The 19,797-nt window shown below is 47.7% G+C and carries 16 protein-coding genes; 10 read left to right on the top strand and 6 right to left on the bottom strand.

Annotated elements, in window-relative coordinates; genetic code table 11:
* Window positions 1-297 precede the first annotated feature (297 nt).
* Complete coding sequence (locus tag HA45_RS12825) at window positions 298-1,614, bottom strand: methyl-accepting chemotaxis protein (protein ID WP_240629247.1); 1,317 nt, start codon at window positions 1,612-1,614, stop codon at window positions 298-300.
* Between the two features lie 521 nt (window positions 1,615-2,135).
* Between HA45_RS12825 and HA45_RS12820 the strand changes: the two genes are divergently transcribed.
* The 7 genes from HA45_RS12820 (at window position 2,136) to HA45_RS12800 (ending at window position 8,359) form a co-directional block, all read left to right on the top strand.
* Window positions 2,136-2,402: a hypothetical protein gene (locus HA45_RS12820; protein WP_100702908.1), complete on the top strand. Its 267-nt coding sequence runs from the start codon at window positions 2,136-2,138 to the stop codon at window positions 2,400-2,402.
* Window positions 2,402-2,548, top strand: a complete 147-nt coding sequence (locus tag HA45_RS27305) for a hypothetical protein (protein ID WP_157811642.1) — start codon at window positions 2,402-2,404, stop codon at window positions 2,546-2,548. Before HA45_RS12820 ends, HA45_RS27305 begins: the two co-directional genes overlap by 1 nt.
* 530 nt (window positions 2,549-3,078) lie before the next feature.
* The gene (locus tag HA45_RS28675) at window positions 3,079-3,213 is read left to right on the top strand and encodes a hypothetical protein (protein ID WP_280174515.1); all 135 of its coding nucleotides are present in this window, start codon (window positions 3,079-3,081) and stop codon (window positions 3,211-3,213) included.
* Window positions 3,213-3,494: a hypothetical protein gene (locus HA45_RS12815; protein ID WP_128598945.1), complete on the top strand. Its 282-nt coding sequence runs from the start codon at window positions 3,213-3,215 to the stop codon at window positions 3,492-3,494. The genes HA45_RS28675 and HA45_RS12815 overlap by 1 nt, the downstream gene beginning before the upstream one ends.
* A gap of 1,557 nt (window positions 3,495-5,051) precedes the next feature.
* Entirely contained in the window at window positions 5,052-5,276 is a 225-nt protein-coding gene (locus tag HA45_RS12810; protein WP_100702905.1) for a hypothetical protein, read from the top strand.
* Window positions 5,277-6,081: 805 nt separating this feature from the next.
* Window positions 6,082-6,687, top strand: coding sequence for a protein phosphatase CheZ (locus HA45_RS12805; RefSeq protein ID WP_100702904.1), 606 nt, complete (start codon window positions 6,082-6,084; stop codon window positions 6,685-6,687).
* A 1,060-nt stretch (window positions 6,688-7,747) separates the two neighbouring features.
* On the top strand, window positions 7,748-8,359 hold the full coding sequence (locus tag HA45_RS12800) for a GGDEF domain-containing protein (RefSeq protein WP_244563443.1): 612 nt from the start codon (window positions 7,748-7,750) through the stop codon (window positions 8,357-8,359).
* 629 nt (window positions 8,360-8,988) lie between these two features.
* Here the strand turns inward: HA45_RS12800 and HA45_RS12795 are convergent.
* From HA45_RS12795 to HA45_RS12785, 3 genes are all read right to left on the bottom strand, one after another.
* Complete coding sequence (locus HA45_RS12795) at window positions 8,989-9,207, bottom strand: YgdI/YgdR family lipoprotein (protein ID WP_420849069.1); 219 nt, start codon at window positions 9,205-9,207, stop codon at window positions 8,989-8,991.
* Window positions 9,208-9,229: 22 nt separating this feature from the next.
* A complete protein-coding gene (locus HA45_RS12790; RefSeq protein ID WP_128598953.1) occupies window positions 9,230-9,460 on the bottom strand; it encodes a YgdI/YgdR family lipoprotein in 231 nt (76 codons plus the stop codon).
* A 1,029-nt stretch (window positions 9,461-10,489) separates the two neighbouring features.
* A complete protein-coding gene (locus tag HA45_RS12785) occupies window positions 10,490-11,368 on the bottom strand; it encodes a LysR family transcriptional regulator (RefSeq protein WP_100702900.1) in 879 nt (292 codons plus the stop codon).
* Between the two features lie 104 nt (window positions 11,369-11,472).
* Here HA45_RS12785 and budA point away from each other — a divergent pair, with 104 nt between their 5' ends.
* The 3 genes from budA to HA45_RS12770 are packed head-to-tail and all read left to right on the top strand — an operon-like array spanning window position 11,473 to window position 14,740.
* Window positions 11,473-12,255 carry an acetolactate decarboxylase gene (gene budA / locus HA45_RS12780; RefSeq protein WP_100702899.1) on the top strand — a complete coding sequence of 261 codons (783 nt, stop codon included), beginning with the start codon at window positions 11,473-11,475 and terminating at the stop codon, window positions 12,253-12,255.
* A gap of 14 nt (window positions 12,256-12,269) precedes the next feature.
* Window positions 12,270-13,949: an acetolactate synthase AlsS gene (gene alsS, locus HA45_RS12775; RefSeq protein WP_100702898.1), complete on the top strand. Its 1,680-nt coding sequence runs from the start codon at window positions 12,270-12,272 to the stop codon at window positions 13,947-13,949.
* A 17-nt stretch (window positions 13,950-13,966) separates the two neighbouring features.
* The gene (locus HA45_RS12770) at window positions 13,967-14,740 is read left to right on the top strand and encodes a (S)-acetoin forming diacetyl reductase (RefSeq protein ID WP_100702897.1); all 774 of its coding nucleotides are present in this window, start codon (window positions 13,967-13,969) and stop codon (window positions 14,738-14,740) included.
* Between the two features lie 893 nt (window positions 14,741-15,633).
* Here the strand turns inward: HA45_RS12770 and HA45_RS12765 are convergent.
* The gene (locus tag HA45_RS12765; protein WP_100702894.1) at window positions 15,634-16,800 is read right to left on the bottom strand and encodes a methyl-accepting chemotaxis protein; all 1,167 of its coding nucleotides are present in this window, start codon (window positions 16,798-16,800) and stop codon (window positions 15,634-15,636) included.
* 748 nt (window positions 16,801-17,548) lie between these two features.
* Window positions 17,549-19,210, bottom strand: coding sequence for a methyl-accepting chemotaxis protein (locus HA45_RS12760; protein ID WP_100702893.1), 1,662 nt, complete (start codon window positions 19,208-19,210; stop codon window positions 17,549-17,551).
* Window positions 19,211-19,797 lie beyond the last annotated feature (587 nt).

The following is a 19,797-nucleotide window of genomic DNA, read 5'->3' as shown; positions in this document are numbered from 1 at the left end:
ATAAGTGCAGTTCCCAGGCCAGTGCTGCCCGCAAAATCCGATCCGCGACTCAGTGCAATATCCCGGTTTTCTCATGCCAGGTATCCGTCTCAGGGCCAGTCTCCCTTTTTATGCTGAGGCTCACGTATATGCTGCAGGCGGGCATAATAAGCGCTTTTAAAAACGTATCTGCTGCAAGCGTACTCACAACAGTCTTCGCTTACAGCAGCCTGTCGTACCGGTAACGTTACGTATACTGAATATCCTGTAACGGAAATAATCGGGCTTTGACCCTTTTCGTTTTTTATAATCAACATATCAGGCAGGCCCCTTTTGCACTGAGTGGGCCACATTCTCTACGGCTTTCTCCACGCCTTCAGAGTTCCTCTGAATACTGGCAATGACCTTACCCGCCTCACGCATGAGCGTAACGCCGTCTTTGGTGTTCGCCATGCTGCCTTCAATACCACTGAGTACTTTTTTTGCCAGATGGTTGTTATCCGCCACGACCCGTTCGATTTCCTCGGTGGCACCACTGACGCTCGCCGCAAGGTTACGTACTTCTGTAGCGACAACGGCAAAGCTTCTGCCTGATGCACCCGCTCTGGCGGCTTCAATAGCGGCATTCAGGGCAATAAGTCTTGTCTGCATGGCAAAACTTCGGATAGTTTCGACCATACCGTCAATGCTGTCAGACTGACTGTTGAGTCGGGTTATATCCGCCGAAACCGAGCTCATCCCCAGTGCTATCCTGTCTATCATTCTGATGCTGTTCTCTATTACGTCTGCACCTGTCTGCGCGCTTCCCCGCGTCTGGACTGCCATATCCCACGCGTGCACGGCGGCATCCTGCTCTCTCTGATTCCGGAGGACCTGCTCTGTGACGTCTGAAGCAAACTTTACAATTTTGTACAGTTTGCCATCGGCGCTGAAGACCGGGTTATAGGTGGCGCGTAACCATAGCGGTGCACCACGACGGTTGAGCCGCGGGAACTGCCCGGAGAAAAACTCACCCTGATTCAGTTTTTCCCAGAACTGCCGGTACTCTTCACTTTTATAAAGTGATTCGCTACAAAATATCCGGTGGTGTTTACCGATGATCTCATCCCGCTGATACCCGGTAGCTTTAAGAAAGTTTTCGTTAACATCAAGAACAAGTCCGACCGGGTCGAACGAAATAACGGCCATAGAGCGGCTGATGGCATTGACGAGGGATTCCAGCTCTAGTGCTGACTGTACGCGCCCGGAAACGTCTGCGGCTATTTTAATGATTTTAAAGACCCTGCCGCGCCTGTCAGCAACGGGAATGTAGCTTGCCTCAAGCCAGACGGGCCGATCCCCTTTTGCCAGCCTCATATACTTGCCACTGAAGCTCTCACCGTCCGCAAGGCGCTGCCAGAAATGGCAGTATTCAGGTGTACTGATAAGCGATGGGGGACAGAACATACTGTGATGGTGCCCGATTATTTCATCTGCACGGTACCCCATGGTAGTGAGAAAGAGCGGGCTGGCCTTGTGGACTATTCCTCTAGGGGAGAACTCAATAACTGCCATAGCCTGCTCAAGCGCGCCTACAGAAGCGGATGAACGTGAGTGATTCAGAGAAAACAGATTTTTTAGCTTATGCAGGCGCATCTTAAGAACCCGGTTATGTAAATACTGCTCCGGTTATCGGCATACGCTGCCTGCACATTACATATTGCTGCGATAGTCACGAGTGATAATTGTTTATGGGGGTTAATATCGGCCAATAGTGCATCCGCTTCGTCGTTCCGTCCTCTTTACTGACCCGGTTGTCGGGGGGGCACGGCTCTGATGCCGTGAACTTTGTCAGTTGGAATCACTCTGTACCCGGGATCTCTTCCAGTTTTCTACGAATCTGATGCGGTTATCGCCAAACAGGTTCTGTTCTGTACTTCTCGGTCTAGGTGACAATTTCAAAGAGCGTTCATCCTGGATATTCATTGTTTACAGCCAATGCGCATCTACTAAATCCAGCCCTGGTTAACATTAAACACAACTGCCACTCGCTCACCTCCGATTCTGCATCGATGACATAACAGGACTCAACCCATGGAAATGACTTTTTCAGCCATGGACGCAGGCAGCAGCGCTGACCGTAGGCTGTTCGGAGCAACGCGTACCTCAAAGCGCAGATGAGCAACACGATCATCATCGGCGGCGAGCTCACTACCGGCATCACCGGGAAGGACTTAACCACCTTCCCGGAAACCGCCGCCGGGTTTAACCTTGTTACGGCGGACGTTACACTGAAGCCTAACCCGGACCAGAGATATGTGAGGAAAGACAGCCCTTCAAAAAACGCTGGTAAGCGTGGCCCGCAGCGTCGTGAATTGCGACGTACCGCAGAGCCGGTGTTAAGGCTTCACGTGATCCGTCACATAAACCGCCTGCAGGCGTGATGCTTTCTACCTGCACCTTTTATGAGAGCGGGGTGGGATTCGAGTGGGGGATTGCCTGCGTGTCGGCCTCGGTCATGCTGGCGCACGGCGGTGGCATCTGGGCTTGCTCGCACCTTCAGGAGAAGCTGAAAAGCCCGGCGGCATGATAACACCGCCTTTGCCGAAGACGTGGCGACCGCGTCACTGCAAAAGAATAAAACCGCGGGCCCTGAGCGAGACCTCGGTACGCTGAACAGCTTACTCAAAAATTAGAACGACAAGCTGAAAAAGCAAGTCATCACAATAGCCGACGCTATCACGCCGTCGAAGGGGGAGCAAAGCTGCCGACGGGTCACCTCGCCCTATTGTGACCCCGGACTCCGCCGTGCAGTCAGGTCCGGCTCTGACCGCCGGTCAGGGTGCCCAGTTCTATCCCGCGCAGGGACAGGGCTTCTACGCAGGTACCGGAACGCTGCACCCGGGCGGCCTGATCCGGGACACCTCACTTACGCGTCGCAGACTGAAAAAAGAAGGCCCAGGATACCCCTTTGTTACGTTGTGTGACATTCACGAACTGGTCTGGCGGTTCTCATTATGACATCTATACTCATTCTCCCAGGATTAATCTTAGTCACCGTAGCATATATGCCCGGGACCTGCGATGGACTGCCTTACACACTCCAGACATAGGTATGAAATGTATATTCGACTTGATCTCTTTGCCGACATGCTCATTATCCTGCCGCGCGAACTGCTGCAGGCAACGCGCGCTGACGGGATGCTGGGGGCTTTTCCCTTCCTCGTTGTCATCAGGTGCGCGGTGCCGCCGTAATGTTCCTGCAGGATGAGGCACTGTCCTTCCTGAATCAGTGGCAGACGCGCGCATCATTATCTGCCCCGGATTCCGATGAACCACTGATATCGCTGGATGCGTTTGCCCGTCAGGCCGGTATCGCACCGCTGGCGCTATGGCAGGCCGCCAGTGCCGGAAAAACCCTCAGGGGCATTGCTTTGCCAGTGGCGGTGAAATCTTACGGAAGCCAGCTAATGTTTTCCTCGATGGCTGTCGAGATGTTTACCGTTGAATACAAACTAAGTTTATTGAAAAAGTAATGTTAGCCAGTTTATTACCAGTTTTTATTCCTGCCGGATGCTCTCGTTAACTGTCCCTTCACTGACGCTTAATTAGCCTATGGAACAGGGATGGGCCGCACCGAATGGCTAATGAGGTTCCTGTGATACCAGAGCACGCCTGGCAGCACGTGCAGCCCCACCTACTGAAGCCGCCCTTAGCGGGCGGCAACCCCAAGGTTGGGGAGCGCGGACACGTTCTGCATGTGCACGATGTGTCACCTGGCGTGCAGCATAGCAGTCCGACATTACTGACCTGACGCCGCTGTGAGCTCAATCCCAAACTGGATTAAAGCAGGAAGCTCGCCCTCCAGCTGCTGAACTTCCGGCGGTACGCGATAGAAAATGCTCTGAAGAACTGTCTGGCGTTGATACCTTCTACCTGAGTATTTCAGGCAAACTTTTATAAGGAGATGTGATGATGAGACCTGACGCAGCAACTTGTCGTCAATTTCACATTTGTCTCACGGCTCTGCGGCTGCACTGATGGCGAGCGTGCCACAATCCCTAAGAGGTTGAGGGGGAGTGGGATGCGGAACGACTGAAGAAAAAACAAGCGCATGACAGAGGTTAAATAAATACAACAGCCTTAAAGTTTTGCCGATGCTGACCGATACCGGGTAACAGCCGGTAAACCGGTAACAAAACTCCAAACAAACATACTTTTCCCTGACAGCTGTTTAGCGGGGCCCTCCGGGGCCCTCTTTTTTGTTTTCGCTTACAGGCTTGTCCCGAATTTTTTCCGTCGTCTGGCAGGCCCCATGCGGCACATAATCATTAGTCGGGAAAGATATTTTCTGCACTCTTCTCCGTTATCGTATAGTAAGTAATATAGTTGCAGCAGGCTTGTAAGTGGCCGGATTAAAATGATTTTTTCTGAAATGCGCTGTCACTTCAATGGCCATCCTCTATGCGGTTTCATCAGTATTTCAGTGCCATAAATCAAAATTTATGTGAGCGTGCTCGCAATTTGTAGTTTCGTTTAATCTCCACGCTTCGCTTAATACTGTCGTTAGAATTCAGGTAATAAATCTGAAAGGCGCAAAGTTGTTACTTTAATGTTTCTTTTCCTTATCTGATGCCTCACCTTAGATATTGAAAAAAATATTAAGTCTATTTCTCCTGGTGGGGGAGTTGACGTTGCCCGAGTCTGGGATTTTATGGCAATCCTTACTCTGATAACGCGGAAAATACAGTGATTCTGACGGGGGGTGTTATGAGAAGATTCGAGAAAAAACATGCTGTTACTTTTAATGTTCAAAAGGGGGGTAATCAATGCAGTTTTAACATTTTGTACTTATCTGACGAACAAAGGACCTTTATCCACTCATTAGTGGACCTAAGTGATCCTGAAATGGGGCTTAAACGTTCAGAGAAGATGAGTGGGAATGAAGAATCATTCTCACATGCAGGTTAAGTATAAAGTCGCACAAATTCGAATTCTGGATCCGGTCAGAGTCAATTAGGAAAAATGCCTCTACCATGAATTTGCTCTGGTCCTGACAATTCCTGTTTTACACAGCAGGTATCGAGGCCATTATGCAACAGGAAGAATTCAGAGAGGCCATTAAGAAATGGTCCTCACTCAACTTTACAGCAATTATTATTGATGACACTGACGACCGTAACGAGATTTATCTGGCCACTTCTGATTCACCACCTAATTCGCGTCTCTATCTTTGTGACGCCCGGGATTCTGAACAGGCAAAAGCTATGGGGGAACGGTTCAGTTACTGGCTTAAAAGTTATAAAAATAAAATCTGATATGATTTAATGAAAGACAGCACGTATTCATGAGCTTGATGGGGAAGTGGCCGTATCCTCGTGCAGGCGTCATTCTTTCCGGACATTTTCTGCCTGAATTTGCTGAAGTCAGAAGCCGGCGGGAATGATGTACGCCGCGTCCAGTTTAAACAGGCATTTTTTTGATTAACCTGCTTTGGGGCCTCCTTCTGGTATGCCCTTTATCTGTTGACGCACTGCCGTTGCTGCCGGTTATTCACTTAGATTTTCTGCCCGAACGCTGAGTGTGCAACCTATTCTCTATTGGGGTCTCCTCCAGATGAAGTCAGCAATGGCTCATGTTCAGAACGATGCTCTTGATAGCTTCATCCTTGTGGGCTGGGGCTATATCGGCCTGAAAAGCACAAGCTTCTGATGATATAAAACGGGGTGATGTCGACGGCTGTAAAGTCGTAGAGGACAAAGTCAATTATGGCAAGGCAAACCCGAGCGATGAAGGTGGAAGTTAAAGTCTGCATGGTCTGCGTGCTAAACAGGCAGTACAAAAACGTTATACGACATACTGATTGTTACGGAGGGCAAACGTGGGATTTACGGTTGTAACGCTGAAGACTCCGGCTCCCTGTACGTGTGGTTATCGGCGCCTGTCTGCGCTGGCACAGACTTAACTGGCTGGGGTAAAGACCGAAATTTAACGTGTTATTCTGGCGCCACCCGGCCCCGGACATGCGCCTTTAAAGTGCTACCTGTCAGGTGTGATCTCAATAATGTACACAGATTGCCGATAACTAAATCACTTCAAACTCCTTTACAGGAAGCTATCTTCATGACATCACCCGACATTAACGGCGAGGGAACCGATATACGGGCACTTACCCTGCGCACCGGTGCAATTTTGCGCTCTCTGCGCGACAGCTTACAGCAGCTCGGGCTTGATAAAACAATAGCTGAGGTGGCAGGCAGTATACCTGAAGCCCGCGACAGGCTTGGCTATGTGGTCAATATGACCCGGGAAGCCGCCGAGGGAGTGCTGACCAGCGTTGAGCTGACTCAGCCCCTGCAGTACGGGCTTGCAGATGACGCTGAGAAGCTAACGTCACGCTGGAACGCCTGGGAGGAGAATCCTCAAGGTGTGAAGGCCTCTCTTAAACTCGCCACGGACACACAGGACTGGCTGGCCACCATTCCATCCATAGCGGGTTCCACTCGACATCAACTGCATGCCATTATGATGGCTCAGGGATTTCAGGATCTGACGGGCCAGATCGTGCAGCGTATGGTCAGCGTGCTGAATGATGTAGAGGGGCAACTGATAAAGGTGCTGCGCGACAATACGCCCGACCACATATCACACCTATCTTCTTCACAGACTAAGGATAAAGCTGCCAGCCAGGATGACGTGGATGACCTGCTTGCCAGTCTGGGGTTATAAATTCTAATCATGCTCGCTGATGTCATTATCAACGACAGAAAAGTGAATGTCCTCATTAAGGCATTTTCTTCTCTAAAAGCGGGCCTGAAAGGATACTCCATTTTACCCATAGCCCCAGGGCTGGGTTGACAGCTGAGGCACATAAAGCCGCATCGCGCGCGCCGTCAGCTAACTCATTCGTATTCTGGTTCACGCTAAGATCCCGGTAAAGTTTCGTTACATCCCTCCGGTTTCGCATGACCAGCTTTGCAGTTCCGACTAACTGACTGGCGTCTGCCGGGTGCATTAAAGCGTCATCAATTACAGGAGGTCAGGTGACATCCTGTATCTGATATGCAGAAAGCAAGGCGCGACTCAGCAATAAAATCGATTTTCTCATAAAATTTTCCGCGTCAACCTTCATCTTTCGGTCTGTCTCTCACCATCATTAACTGCGTATCAGCGAGGTTAATGATGGTGTGGGGATAACCGTTGAATGCCGAATACATCTTGCCGGGTAACCGGGATGAGGTTATCTGTGCACCCATGAGAAGGCACGAAACGGAATTGCTGGCAGAAACGATCCGGAGTAGGGGACTGTCACGCTTCATTCATAAATTTTTATGGTTTCTATAGGGAATTGACAAAAAGCAGTCTGAGTAATTGCAGCGAATTCTTATGCGCCTGATTTGTTTATGCATCAAATGGAATCATCAACCTGAAAAGCACAATTTATGACCTTACTAAACTATCACGTGGTACTATTACTCCTTAAACTAAATCAGGATTATATGATGAATTTTAAGATACATGACAAGCTCATTCATGAAGTGGAATCCCCGGAAGGCCTTCTTTATAGAATGGTGATTATTTACACTTGCATTATGGCAACGCTGATTGTTATTCTTTTTTGGCAATTGGTGATACATCAAAACTGAATTTTTACTTCTTTATTAACTCTTGCACAGTAACAGTAATGGTATGGTTCATTAGAAAATCTTTTAACATTCACTCTAAAGATATGCATTTACTGGTTTTCAGGGTTAGCTTATTTTTGCTCCTGAATTCATCTCTGGCGTCTATGGCTGGAGGTCTTAACCTGATTGACAGGGATGCTGCATCTGTAATAGCAGCTCTTCTTTACGTTCCAGCCATGCTTATGATTATTTATTCATTCAATAAGTTCATATCATACGTTAACCATAATTATAAATCTGCGGTTAGTCTGTCCTTAACAGACGAATTGACAGGACTACCTAACAGGCGGCACCTCAATGTTAAGCTCAGAGAAATAGAAAGCAGGGCTGGAATAATTTGCATAGCAGATATTGACCACTTTAAAAAAATCAACGATACCTATGGTCATGAGGCAGGGGATAAGGTATTGAGAAATCTGGGGTTGAGGCTGAGTGGCTTTGTAAAAGACAATGTTTTTATTTCCAGATCAGGCGGTGAGGAATTTGCAATTATAATTTTTGACGACGCTAATGCTGAAGATGTTATCAGAAAGATAAAGACATCTGTTTCAGATGGATGTAACGGCAGTATTAGTGTTACTTTAAGTATTGGTGTAGCAATCAAACAGAAAAGGGACTCCTCTTCTGCAATTATTACTGCTGCTGATAATGCACTTTATCGAGCAAAAAGAGCGGGAAGAGATTGCATCATGTATGCTCAACGTTCGCAGGGTTAAGCCCACCAATTTTTAAAGGGGCGGCTTGCCCTTTTAATCCACTCATTTCATCCTGGTGTCAGGTTAATTCTTAAGGCTGGCAGTCAGCGGATAAAAAACCACCTTGAAAATAAATTACTGATCAGAGTGCACGGGTACACTGCCTTCAATAAAAATTTCTTTGTGTAATGCTGATAATTAATTCGGGTGTAACGGCCCCATGAAACAAGAGTATTCAGCACAGTAGCCGGACCCGGATGCGCCCCACTGAGTGTTAACCACTACAGCAGTCACTGTATAAACTGTTGAGGTGATTTTGAGTTTTCTCTTTGCTTTGACCAAAGCTTCGGCGCAAAAAATTTGTCCTGTTTTTGCGCTGAGCAGATCTGGTATCGCGCAGAGTATAAGCCTGAGTGCTGATTCGTCCGAAATCAAGCTTCAATTGGTCTGTTGACGTTAAAAGCTCTTTCATCCGCCCGCCATTTACCCTTATGCACAGGCATAGAAGTTGACAGGTTTTAAAGAGGGATTAAACACCGGGAGGATGAAGTTGTCTGCAGAATCGCACCGGGCAGCTGTACGTCTTTGCTCGTTAGTCGTCGGTTTCAGGTAAAATATTAAAAACCGCCAAAGGGCGGTTTTTTTAATAATTAATGAGGGATTTCAGAAACTTCTTTGACTTCCTGCTTGTTGAGTTGCTGTTTCACACCGTTAGCATCGGTATAACCCAGCATTCCCGTATCCGACTCTTTCGGTTTACCATCGGTGACAATTGTACGACCATCAACTGTGTGAATTGCATAGCTTGTCCGTGTGCACCCGGTCAGAACTGAAAGTGCAATAATCGTCGCTATGGCTGAAAAAAACATTTTTTTCACAGTATGTTCCTTATCAGTTATCCAGTTCACTCATGTTGGTAATTTTGTCGCGGTTGATCTGCTCGGTTCTGCCAGTCTGAGCATCTTTGTAAGACACCAAACCGGTGTCACTGTCAATCTGAGGCTTTCCGTTTGTGACGATGGTGCGTCCGTCTGAAGTTTTAATCGCCTGATTTGAGGAACAACCGGTGACAGAGAAGGCGAAAGCTGAAGCAATCAAGAGAAAATAAAAGGCCTTTTTTATGCATTGCGTATCCCTTATGGTTGGAAAGTCGTGTATCTAACTCACTAAGAATAGACAGTTTATTGCCCTCTGCATCTGAGAGAAGCGAATACCCCACAAAATGTACAAAGATAGCTTCATATTTAATCCCGGAGCTGTTCTGAAGCTTACAATCCCAATGCTCCATAGGGTTAAGGAGAGCGCTTCTGTACTTATCACTCGTTGAGTATGTGTGTTGACGTCACCTGTTCAATACAACTGACCCGAAGAAACCGCATGCCTGCTCCCGTCTCCAAAGAATGGGCGCAGGATTTCGGGGCAGGGTCAGTATGGAAAGAGAAATCATTGGGTAAAACTGACGTGGTCTGCTGAAACATGGGAAGATTATCCTTACTGACAGCTCCCTGTGTATATCACTGATGCTCATGCCTGAAAGGGGCTTGCACGCGTTTTAAAACACTTTTGCTTAACTGTGTGGTGCCAATAACAGAGGGAGAAAAGTATCCCGGCTGCGCGTATTCGCCTGAGGCATAACCTGATATCTATAATGTGTCTCACCGGGGCTCCATGAACGGATGCAGCTTTCTGTCTGTGCTGCTGAATCCCGCCACAGGAGCCATTTCTCAGGCTACAAGGTGATGGCATTGCCGGATGCTGACACCATGCCGGTTCTGCTACCGGATGTTCGCGCAGGCATGAAGCTTCATACAATTCTGTGGAAGGAATGCGGATTATACTTGACGTCAATGTCTGTCATGACTCTGTCACGATAATGATAAGGGTAATGTACATCGAATAAATGTGGTGTTTTACTCAGCGAACATAACGGGAATCAGCGCAGAGTGAACTGACTCTGAGCGTCGCTGACGCCATAGATTTCAACACGAACTATGGTCATTCTAAGGTGTTTATTTCAGTTAACCTGCGCAGGGTAATAAAGGTATGCAGTCGCTGTCTTCTGCCGGATTGGGTATCATCCAGTTAGTTACTGAAGATCGGGTATTTAATATCAATGGTCAGGTACTAAATGGATCTCCATTCCTGGCTGAACTACTGGTTTATTAAACTAAGCAAGTGCATTACCGCCCGGGAGGGATTGCTGCGGCGCCAGGCAAAAGCAATATCAGTAAAGAGGGTATTGTTATCAATCTCACAAAACATGATGTGCGGATTGTTCACACAGCACATGGACTCAGGTACTAATGCGATACCACATCCTGACCCCACCATACCAAGAGAAGACATTATTTGTGGCGCCTGAAGAAATCGCGTGGTGGTAAATCCTGCGCGTATGCATGTGCTGACGATGAGTTCATAAAGACTGGGAGCGACTTCACGCGGAAACATAATCAGTGTTTCGTCCACCAGCTGCGTCAACGAAACGGTGGGTAGATGGCTACATGGATGACCTGCAGGTAAAGCAATCATCATTCTCTCAGTAGCAATGACCTTCAGATTGAATGCTTTACTGCTTTCACAGGGTAAACGAATAAATGCTGCGTCTAGTAATCCATCATGCAGATCCTGCATCAGTAAAGCCATATTCTCTTCCCGGGCGATGAGTTCCATCGCCGGATACCGCGTTTTAAAACGATAAATAAGGTCAAATACTGGCGCCCCGAAGGCCACCGAACTGGCAAAACCCAGGGAGATCTGTCCGCTTATACCCCGAGCCATGCCGCGGGCTCTCTCAAGCGCGTGGTCGGCAAGTTTCACAATTTCTGAGGCATCATTGAGGAATGCCCTGCCTGCTTCGGTGAGTTCAATACCCCGTGTCTGACGTTTCAGTAAAGGTGTCCCAATTTCATGCTCCAGCCGCTGAATTTGCTGGCTTAGCGGGGGTTGAGAGATACCCAGTACCTCAGCGGCACGAGTGAAATGCAGCGTCTCGGCGACAGCAATAAAATAACGCAGATGGCGAAGTTCCATATCAAAAACGTCTCAAAGTTAACATGTCTCGCTATTGGATTCGGTCAGCTAAAAAGCCCAAGATGATATTAACACGGCTTAACTATCGGTTTGCGAGGTGGCAAATGTATAACTTTGTATCTGAGTCTTCATGCGATGAACAGTTGAGAGAAACTGTCCAAACACTCAATGATGATTCACCAGAAAAAATCATCTATCAGACTTCACTCATGAGCGCACTACTCAGTGGGGTTTATGACGGTTCAACCACAGTTTCCGAGCTGCTGGAAAAAGGTGATTTTGGTCTGGGGACCTTTAATCGGCTTGATGGAGAACTTATTGCCTTCGACAGTCATGTTTATCAGCTACGCTCCGACGGCACGGCTAACCCTGCTAAACTCGGGCAAAAAACGCCTTTCGCTGTGATGACCTTTTTCAAACCTGAGTATCATCACCGCTTCACCGTAACCGCGACGCGAGAAGATGTTCATCAGGTTATCGACACTCAAATCACCTCAGACAATCAATTCTGCGCCATGCGCATCAGCGGACACTTTCATACTGTTCAGACACGAACTGTACCCTGTCAGTGCCGCCCCTATCGCTCGATGCCTGAAGTACTAAGCGATCAGCCCACTTTCACATTTAAGGACACCCTGGGTGAATTAATTGGTTTCCGCACACCGCAATACATGCAAGGAATCAACGTGGCGGGTTATCACGAACATTTTATTACTGATGACCGACAGGGCGGTGGGCACATCCTCGATTATGTGCTCAGAGAGGGAAATCTGACCTTCGGCGCCATTAGCAAGCTTGTCATTGAACTGCCCCGGGATACCGAATTTCTTCGGGCAGAGCTTAATCCTCACAATCTTGATGAAGCCATTCGATCCGTCGAAAGCTAACAGCAGGAGGCAATATGAAAACGTTAATCAACCACACTCTTTGGAACAGCGGCGCCGATTTGGTTGTTGCGCAGCTTGAGGCACAAGGTATAAAACACGTGTTTGGCATCCCTGGAGCCAAAATCGATAAAGTTTTTGATTCACTGCTGGATTCACCCATTCAGCTCATCCCTGTCAGGCATGAAGCAAATGCCGCCTTTATGGCCGCCGCGGTAGGCAGACTGACGGGACATGCAGGTGTCGCACTCGTTACCTCCGGACCGGGTTGTTCGAATTTGATTACCGGTATGGCAACCGCTACCAGTGAAGGGGATCCGGTGGTGGCAATAGGAGGAGCGGTTAAACGGTCGGATAGCGCCAAACAGGTTCACCAGAGCATGGACACCGTTTCGATGTTTCGTCCGGTCACTAAGTATGCTGTTGAGGTGACAGACCCTGCCGCGTTGCCCGAATGTGTGTCGAATGCCTTTCGTCATGCTGAAAATGGACGCGGTGGAGGCGCATTTATCAGCCTGCCACAAGATGTTATCGATCAACCTGTTTCGGGCAGCCCTTTGAAAAACCATGGGCACGTCAAGCTGGGTGCCGCTCCCGATGGCCTGATTGCCGCTGTCGGCCAGGAAATCAGCCGGGCAAAAAATCCTGTCATTTTGCTGGGACTGATGGCCAGCCAGCCAGAAAACAGCGCCGCAATCCATGAATTACTGTCAAAAAGCCAGATCCCTGTGACCAGTACCTATCAAGCTGCAGGCGCGGTCAGACAGGAGAACTTCTCACGGTTCGCAGGTCGTGTAGGATTATTTAATAACCAGGCCGGAGACAGATTGTTACAGCAGGCTGACCTGATCATCACTATTGGTTACAGCCCGGTAGAGTATGAACCGGCCATGTGGAACAGTGGTAAGGCGATTCTGGTGCATATTGATGTGTTACCAGCTGATACAGATAACCACTATCTTCCCGACGCTGAACTGGTGGGCGATATAGCACAGACCGTACGCAAGATTGCCGCGCACATTCACTTACCACTGCAACTCAGCAACGCTGCTTCTTCTGTACTGGAAGACCGACAGCATCAACGGCAGTTGCTGGCCATGCAAGGCGCCAGCCTGAATCAGTTTGCACTGCATCCACTGCGCATCGTACGTGCGATGCAGGACATCATCAACTCTGATATCAGCCTCACCGTTGATATGGGCAGCTTTCATATCTGGATAGCGCGCTATCTGTACAGTTTCCGGGCGCGTCAGATTATGATTTCCAACGGGCAGCAGACCATGGGTGTCGCTCTGCCATGGGCTATCGGAGCCTGGTTAGTTGATCCTTCACGCAAAGTCGTATCGGTCTCCGGGGATGGGGGATTTCTGCAGTCTAGCATGGAGCTGGAAACTGCCGTCAGGCTCAAAGCCAATATCCTGCACATCATCTGGGTCGATAACGCTTACAACATGGTCGCCATGCAGGAAGATAAAAAATATCAGCGCATATCTGGCGTCAACTTCGGCCCGGTTAACTTTAAAGCCTATGCCGAAGCATTCGGCGCCACCGGTTTCGCAGTTAACTGTGCCGAAGAACTCGAGGCAACGTTACGCAGCGCGATGGATGTCAGCGGCCCTGCAGTGGTCGCAATCCCGGTCGACTATAGCGACAACCCGCTGCTGATGAGTCAGTTGCACCTGAGTCAAATTCTCTGATTTAAAAGGACAATATTATGAAAAACAGAGTCGCATTTGTGACCGGAGCCGGCCAGGGTATCGGCGCAGCTATTGCCATACGCCTGGCTAAAGACGGCTTTGCGGTTGCCATCGCGGATTTCAATGTCGAAACAGCGCAGCATGTCGCTGATGAGATAGTCCGGTCGGGAGGAAAAGCTATAGCGCTAAGGGTTGATGTCACCCAGCGCGAGCAGGTCTTTCACGCCGTTGATGAAGCACGCCTTGTTTTGGGGGATTTTAATGTAATTGTGAACAATGCTGGTATTGCGCCAACAACTCCTATAGCCGATATCACCGAGGAGATCATCGATAAAGTTTATGATGTCAACGTCAAGGGTGTGATTTGGGGTATGCAGGCAGCAATCAGCGCGTTTGTCGCAGAGAAACACGGCGGTAAAATCATCAACGCCTGCTCTCAGGCAGGGCATGTGGGGAATCCGGACCTGGCCGTATACAGCTCCAGTAAGTTTGCCGTTCGCGGGCTCACGCAGACGGCGGCAAAAGACCTTGCAAATCTAGGTATTACTGTTAACTCCTTCTGTCCGGGTATTGTAAAAACCCCCATGTGGGAATCTATTGACAGACAAATCTCACAAGCTGCGGGGGAACCAGCAGGCTTTGGCACGCAAGAGTTTGCAAAACGAATTACGCTGGGCCGACTCTCCGAGCCGGAAGATGTGGCCGCGTGTGTGGCATTCCTGGCGGGACCTGATTCCAACTACATGACCGGTCAATCGCTACTCATCGATGGCGGGATGGTATTCAACTAATTCCTGAATTGTGCTTACTCACACACCTGTGTGAGTAAGCAGTTAGCCATGCAGATTCAGCCTTAAAGCTTCGGCCATTATCCCACCTTCAGGGAATGCTTTAATTATTGTGAGTGGTTAACGCACTGGTAATACGGACACAACGGACAACACTGAAAGTAAATACTGGCCTGTGGAATCAAGCCGTTTCCCCATGAAGTCAGCTATTATTAAACCGGTGAACGCTTAACGCATCATGATGTTAACCGCCAATAACCCCCTTGTTGTTTATGAGCAAGGGCTGTGGGTGAGTTGCCATTCCAACGCTGCAGGTTTTTCTTCCCTTATCTGCGTCTCCCATCTCAATGAATTGCACAAGCTCCCGTAAAAGATGAAAATATTCATGTCGGTGTTCAGCAAGGCGTCTTACCTGGAGCAGGTACATACCTGCTCCACTTTATGTTGTCTGAGAAGGAAAGATGACTGATGCTTCGCACAGGTAACAAACTGGTGTTTCATCTGGATATCAATATCTGTCAGAGTCAGTCGTGTCATTTTTTCGCTGCATATCAATCTCAAGACCAGAAGCAGTCACTTGACCAGGCATCTCGTCTTAAATACGAAGTCTGCATTCTTGCATCAAATCTCAGCCAGAAGGCCCGAAGCGAATCATCAGGCGGTAAGACGCAGCTTATCGGTCAACCGTAAGGAAGGTGATCCAGCCAGAGCCTCACATTCAAAACGCTCTGGCAGGCTGATGTAAATTGTTCATCAATCAGCAGAGGCGCACTTCTGCCAAAAGAGGTTTGAACACTTCAGGTTATATACCGCCCTAATCCTTCATCAGATGAACAGGTCAAAAGGTCAGTCTGTAACGAAGGTTAATTAACGTCAGAGAATGAATGCTCATGAAGCTATTCAGTACTATCAGAAAAACTTTGTATGCGTTTCTGTAGACGGGAAATTTGTCCTGTTATATCTGCCGTCCTTTCCGCAAGTCCTCTGATAGCACTGGCAATTACGGAGAAGCCACGCCCATGTATACCCGCCCTTGCCGCTTCGATACTGGCATTGAGAGAGATAAGTTTGATCTGTGCAGCAATATTTCCGTTCTCTGAGACCAGTTCGGCGATTTCTTTCGCTGCTTCAGCTGTCTGAATGTTCCTCCTGACCTCGCTATCTTCATGCAGCCGTCGGTCTTTTCGGGCCTGAATATCAATCAGCGCCCCGACGGCACGGAGCGGAGTACCGTCGGGCGCGCGCTTTGTCTGACCGCGAGCCTGAAAGCACCGGTATTCACCACTGCGAAGCTTAAGGCGATATTCTATATCGAAACCTGTCTTACCGCTGTAGTCCATCAGGTGCTTAACGAAAGCGTCAAGTGCAGCCTGCCTGTCATCCGGATGAAGGCGTGAAGCCCAGCTGTCCATCACGTCCGGAAATTCTTCGACAGTTTCAAAACCCAGCAGTTTTCTGAACTGCGGTGACCACCAGAAGACGTTATCAGGATTAAGCGGATTGCCACCAATGATATCAAGATCCCAAAGTCCGTCGTTGAGCATTTCCCGCGACAGGTCAAAGCGCGTGGAAACAATATCAAAAAGACGTGCCTGAGTGGTTTGCTGTTCAATATTTTTGATAATGCCTACTAAGCGCGGAGGCGAAAATTCCACACAGTACTTTGCCTGAAAAAGAAACCACTGAAAATTGGTTTTGTCAGTTTTGACCATGCACTGAAGCGGTTTCTTAGCCGGACCATGGCTGAGTGAAGAGAAAACGAAATCTGTGAAAGCATCCTGATGCTCTGTATGAACTCTCTGCATAAGAGAATGCGTTCCGACTTCTTCATCAGGGGTCAGACCTAAAAGACGACGGGCTGAGTGCGATAAAAATACGGGCGAATCACTGTACCTGTCGGGTGACTCAATGTACCAGACGCATTCATGCCCTATCTCCATCACACACTTCAGTAGTTCAGTGTCACTGTGATATGCGTAGTGCTCTTGAATATCTGGTACTTCAGATATAGCTGATTTAACCTGTACTATGGCAGGCTTTTTTTGTAGTAATTTTTTGAACATTATTTCTCCTGGTTAATTTACATCGGCACAAAATACGACTGATATGTCATATCGGCGCGTACAGTCAGAAGTTCAGTGAATTAAATTAAGTTGTAACAATAACTGTATTAAAATGGCCTTATCATGGGCTTGTCGTCAGCGCAGGATTTCATAATTTTACTGTTGATAATAATGCCCTGCAGCTAAAGAAAACAGCTCGGGTGAACAGGCGTTAGTTCTCCTGCAACGCTACCTACTGTTCATGGATAAGGCAGTCGTGACCCTGAAATCCCAGTGCTGAAAAAGTCACTTTTTATTTATAATTTAAGGTTTCTTTGGGCTAATTTTAAATACGAAATTTTTTTCGAGGTCTTATTTTTTGATTACTAAGAATTAACATCGGCGATGGTGGGCTCCCGAGGACGCTGGTTGAATGGAGTATCAGTGTCGGACATATAGAAATTAACGCTGTGTACAGTCTTATCAATCCAAAAAAGATAAATGACTGTGCTGTTTTCTGTAAAAATTTTCAACGTTCTGACTCTGGCCATTTGATGAAAAAACCATTTGAAGGATTGATTTTTCCGGTTAAAGCAGGGCTATTATCCGTAACGAGTCAGCTAATTTTAACAGTATTAGCTTGTCATATCTGTTCTGAGCATTTTATGTGCAGAAGATTCAGATTCATAAATATTAACTATAAGAATCCGGGAAAGCGCTGGCGTACCAGCGCTTATGATAAACCTTTTTTAAAGAATAGCCGGAGAATTTAAAAACTTTCCCAGTTTACTTTACTCACATTTGCAGCAATCACATCAGGCATTTTTTGCAATTGTAATTTTTCGCTGATTACCGGCCTGACACTTGCCCCGGCATGGACCTGATTTTTCTCAAGGATAAAAGTGGACACCAGTCCTGACAGTGTTTCAGCCTGTTCCTGGAGTGATTTTGATGCTGAAGAAGCCTCTTCAACCAAAGAGGCGTTCTGCTGGGTGACCTCATCCATCTGCCCGATGGCCAGATGGACCTGCTCGATGCCCTTGCTCTGTTCAGATGTCGCGGCCGCAATCTCATTAACCAGGTCTGCAACTTGCTGAATCGCACTGGTGACGTTCTCTGTGTTACCACCAACATGCGTTGCCTGCTGAAGCCCTTGTTCGACCTGAGAAACGGAAAGTGAAATCAGGTCCTTTATCTCACGTGCAGCAGTAGAAGAACGCTGTGCCAGATTACGCACCTCAGAGGCAACAACCGCAAACCCTCTTCCATGTTCACCGGCGCGCGCGGCCTCAACCGCAGCATTAAGCGCCAGAATATTGGTCTGGAAAGCAATTCCTTCAATCAGTCCCGTAATTTCAGAAATTTTTGCTGAACTCCCGCGGATATCGGACATGGTATCCAGCATCCCACTGACTGCGCTCCTGTTCTGACGGGATAAATCATTAGCATTGTTTGCCAGTGTGCTTGCTTCAAAAGCTCCTTCAGCATTCTGCCGGACAGAATCGCTCAGGGTAGCCATGCTTGCAGAAGTCTGTTCCAGCGACGCTGCCTGTTGCTCGGTACGAGATGAAAGATCCTCGTTTCCTGCGGCTATCTGTGTTGACCCCGTACTGACTGAGTGTGCCGCCTGGTTCACCGATACAAGCGTTGCGGAGACCCTTTTGAGCAGATTGTTAAACGCCGTTGCCGTCTTTCCTACTTCATCATTTCTGATCACGGAAGCCACCTGCGTCAGATCAAGGTGACTGCTGACGTCAGTTATCGTGTTTTGCAGATTGTTCAGGCTGCGCTTAATACCCAGAACGATACTGACACAAAATATGCCAAGAACCAGGATAACTCCAGCCGATACAGAGGTCATTATCCAGAACGTCTGAGAATAAATTTTCTTATTGACAGCTCGTAGCCCATCACCAATTTGAATATTTAAATCTATTTGTTTAGTGAATAGTGACTCCATTTCTCTCGTGGCGGCACCCACGCCTTTATCTCCCTTGAGTAGGGCCAAAGAAACGGCATCATCATTATTACTGTCTGAGGCGGCTAAGAAAGCGGGTAGGGCAGCACGAACGGCATCAATGTTACGGAATGCCTGCTCAGTCATAGCCTTATCTTCGTCACTGGAGATGTCGTTCGCCATGTAATAATCAGTAAGTGACTTCAGTGTGTGAAGCAGGCCGTTGATCCTTTCTTCAGCGGCGTCCTGGTCAGCTTTCGTTGAAGCCGTCTGATGACGGTACAGCGCAATGCCCAGCTGATTCGTGCTACTTATGGATTTGTTCAGGTCCTTGATACTCGGTATCGCATTGGCCTGTACATATTCGAATCGCGACTGAAAGCCCGAAATCACTGCAAGTGAAACGGCAACAATCGAGATGAGAGATAAAGCCAACAGAAAAAACGCCATCAATAATCGCTGTGTAATGGTCATATGAGCCCTGATATAAAAGTTAAAAATTCAACAATGTATTATCGACGTCATTTCAACAGGCTTTAATAAATTATTTTTTATACATTTCCTGAGAGAGGCTTGATGTTTATTAAAATTCCGCTAAGCAGGTTACTATTCTGTTGTGTTATCTGACACTGAGGGTCAGATCTTGGCTTCCATCCTCCAGCAGATAAACCGGAGCGGTACCATGCTGCGATATACATACGTAAACTCTGTCTGAAGTACGACCTCCGCTTCTGCGCATGTTAAATTCCCACTTTCATAGTCATGACCGATAAACCCATGCTTTGAAAACAATGTTCCCTGTAGTCAACATTTAAGCTACAGCGAACAGCGTGATCATGGCTGTTCGAGGATTGCGGATGGAGGGATTTTTTCGCAATGCAAAAAATCAATAAGTTCTCCTTTATGTTTCATCGTGTAAATTTGGCTTGTTCTTTACCGGTAACATCTTACTTTCATTAGGTACGTTTCAAACATATCAACTGAAGAGGAATATTTATGACTAAGCATCATTTTCTTAAAGTAATTGAGATTTTGGGAGTTGTGATTTTCGCTCTGTTATT

It is taken from the genome of Pantoea rodasii (genome assembly GCF_002095465.1).
In the GTDB taxonomy this organism is placed as follows: domain Bacteria; phylum Pseudomonadota; class Gammaproteobacteria; order Enterobacterales; family Enterobacteriaceae; genus Pantoea; species Pantoea rodasii.
Note: the sequence above shows the minus strand (reverse complement) of the source record. Positions and strands in the feature narration are given on the sequence as shown.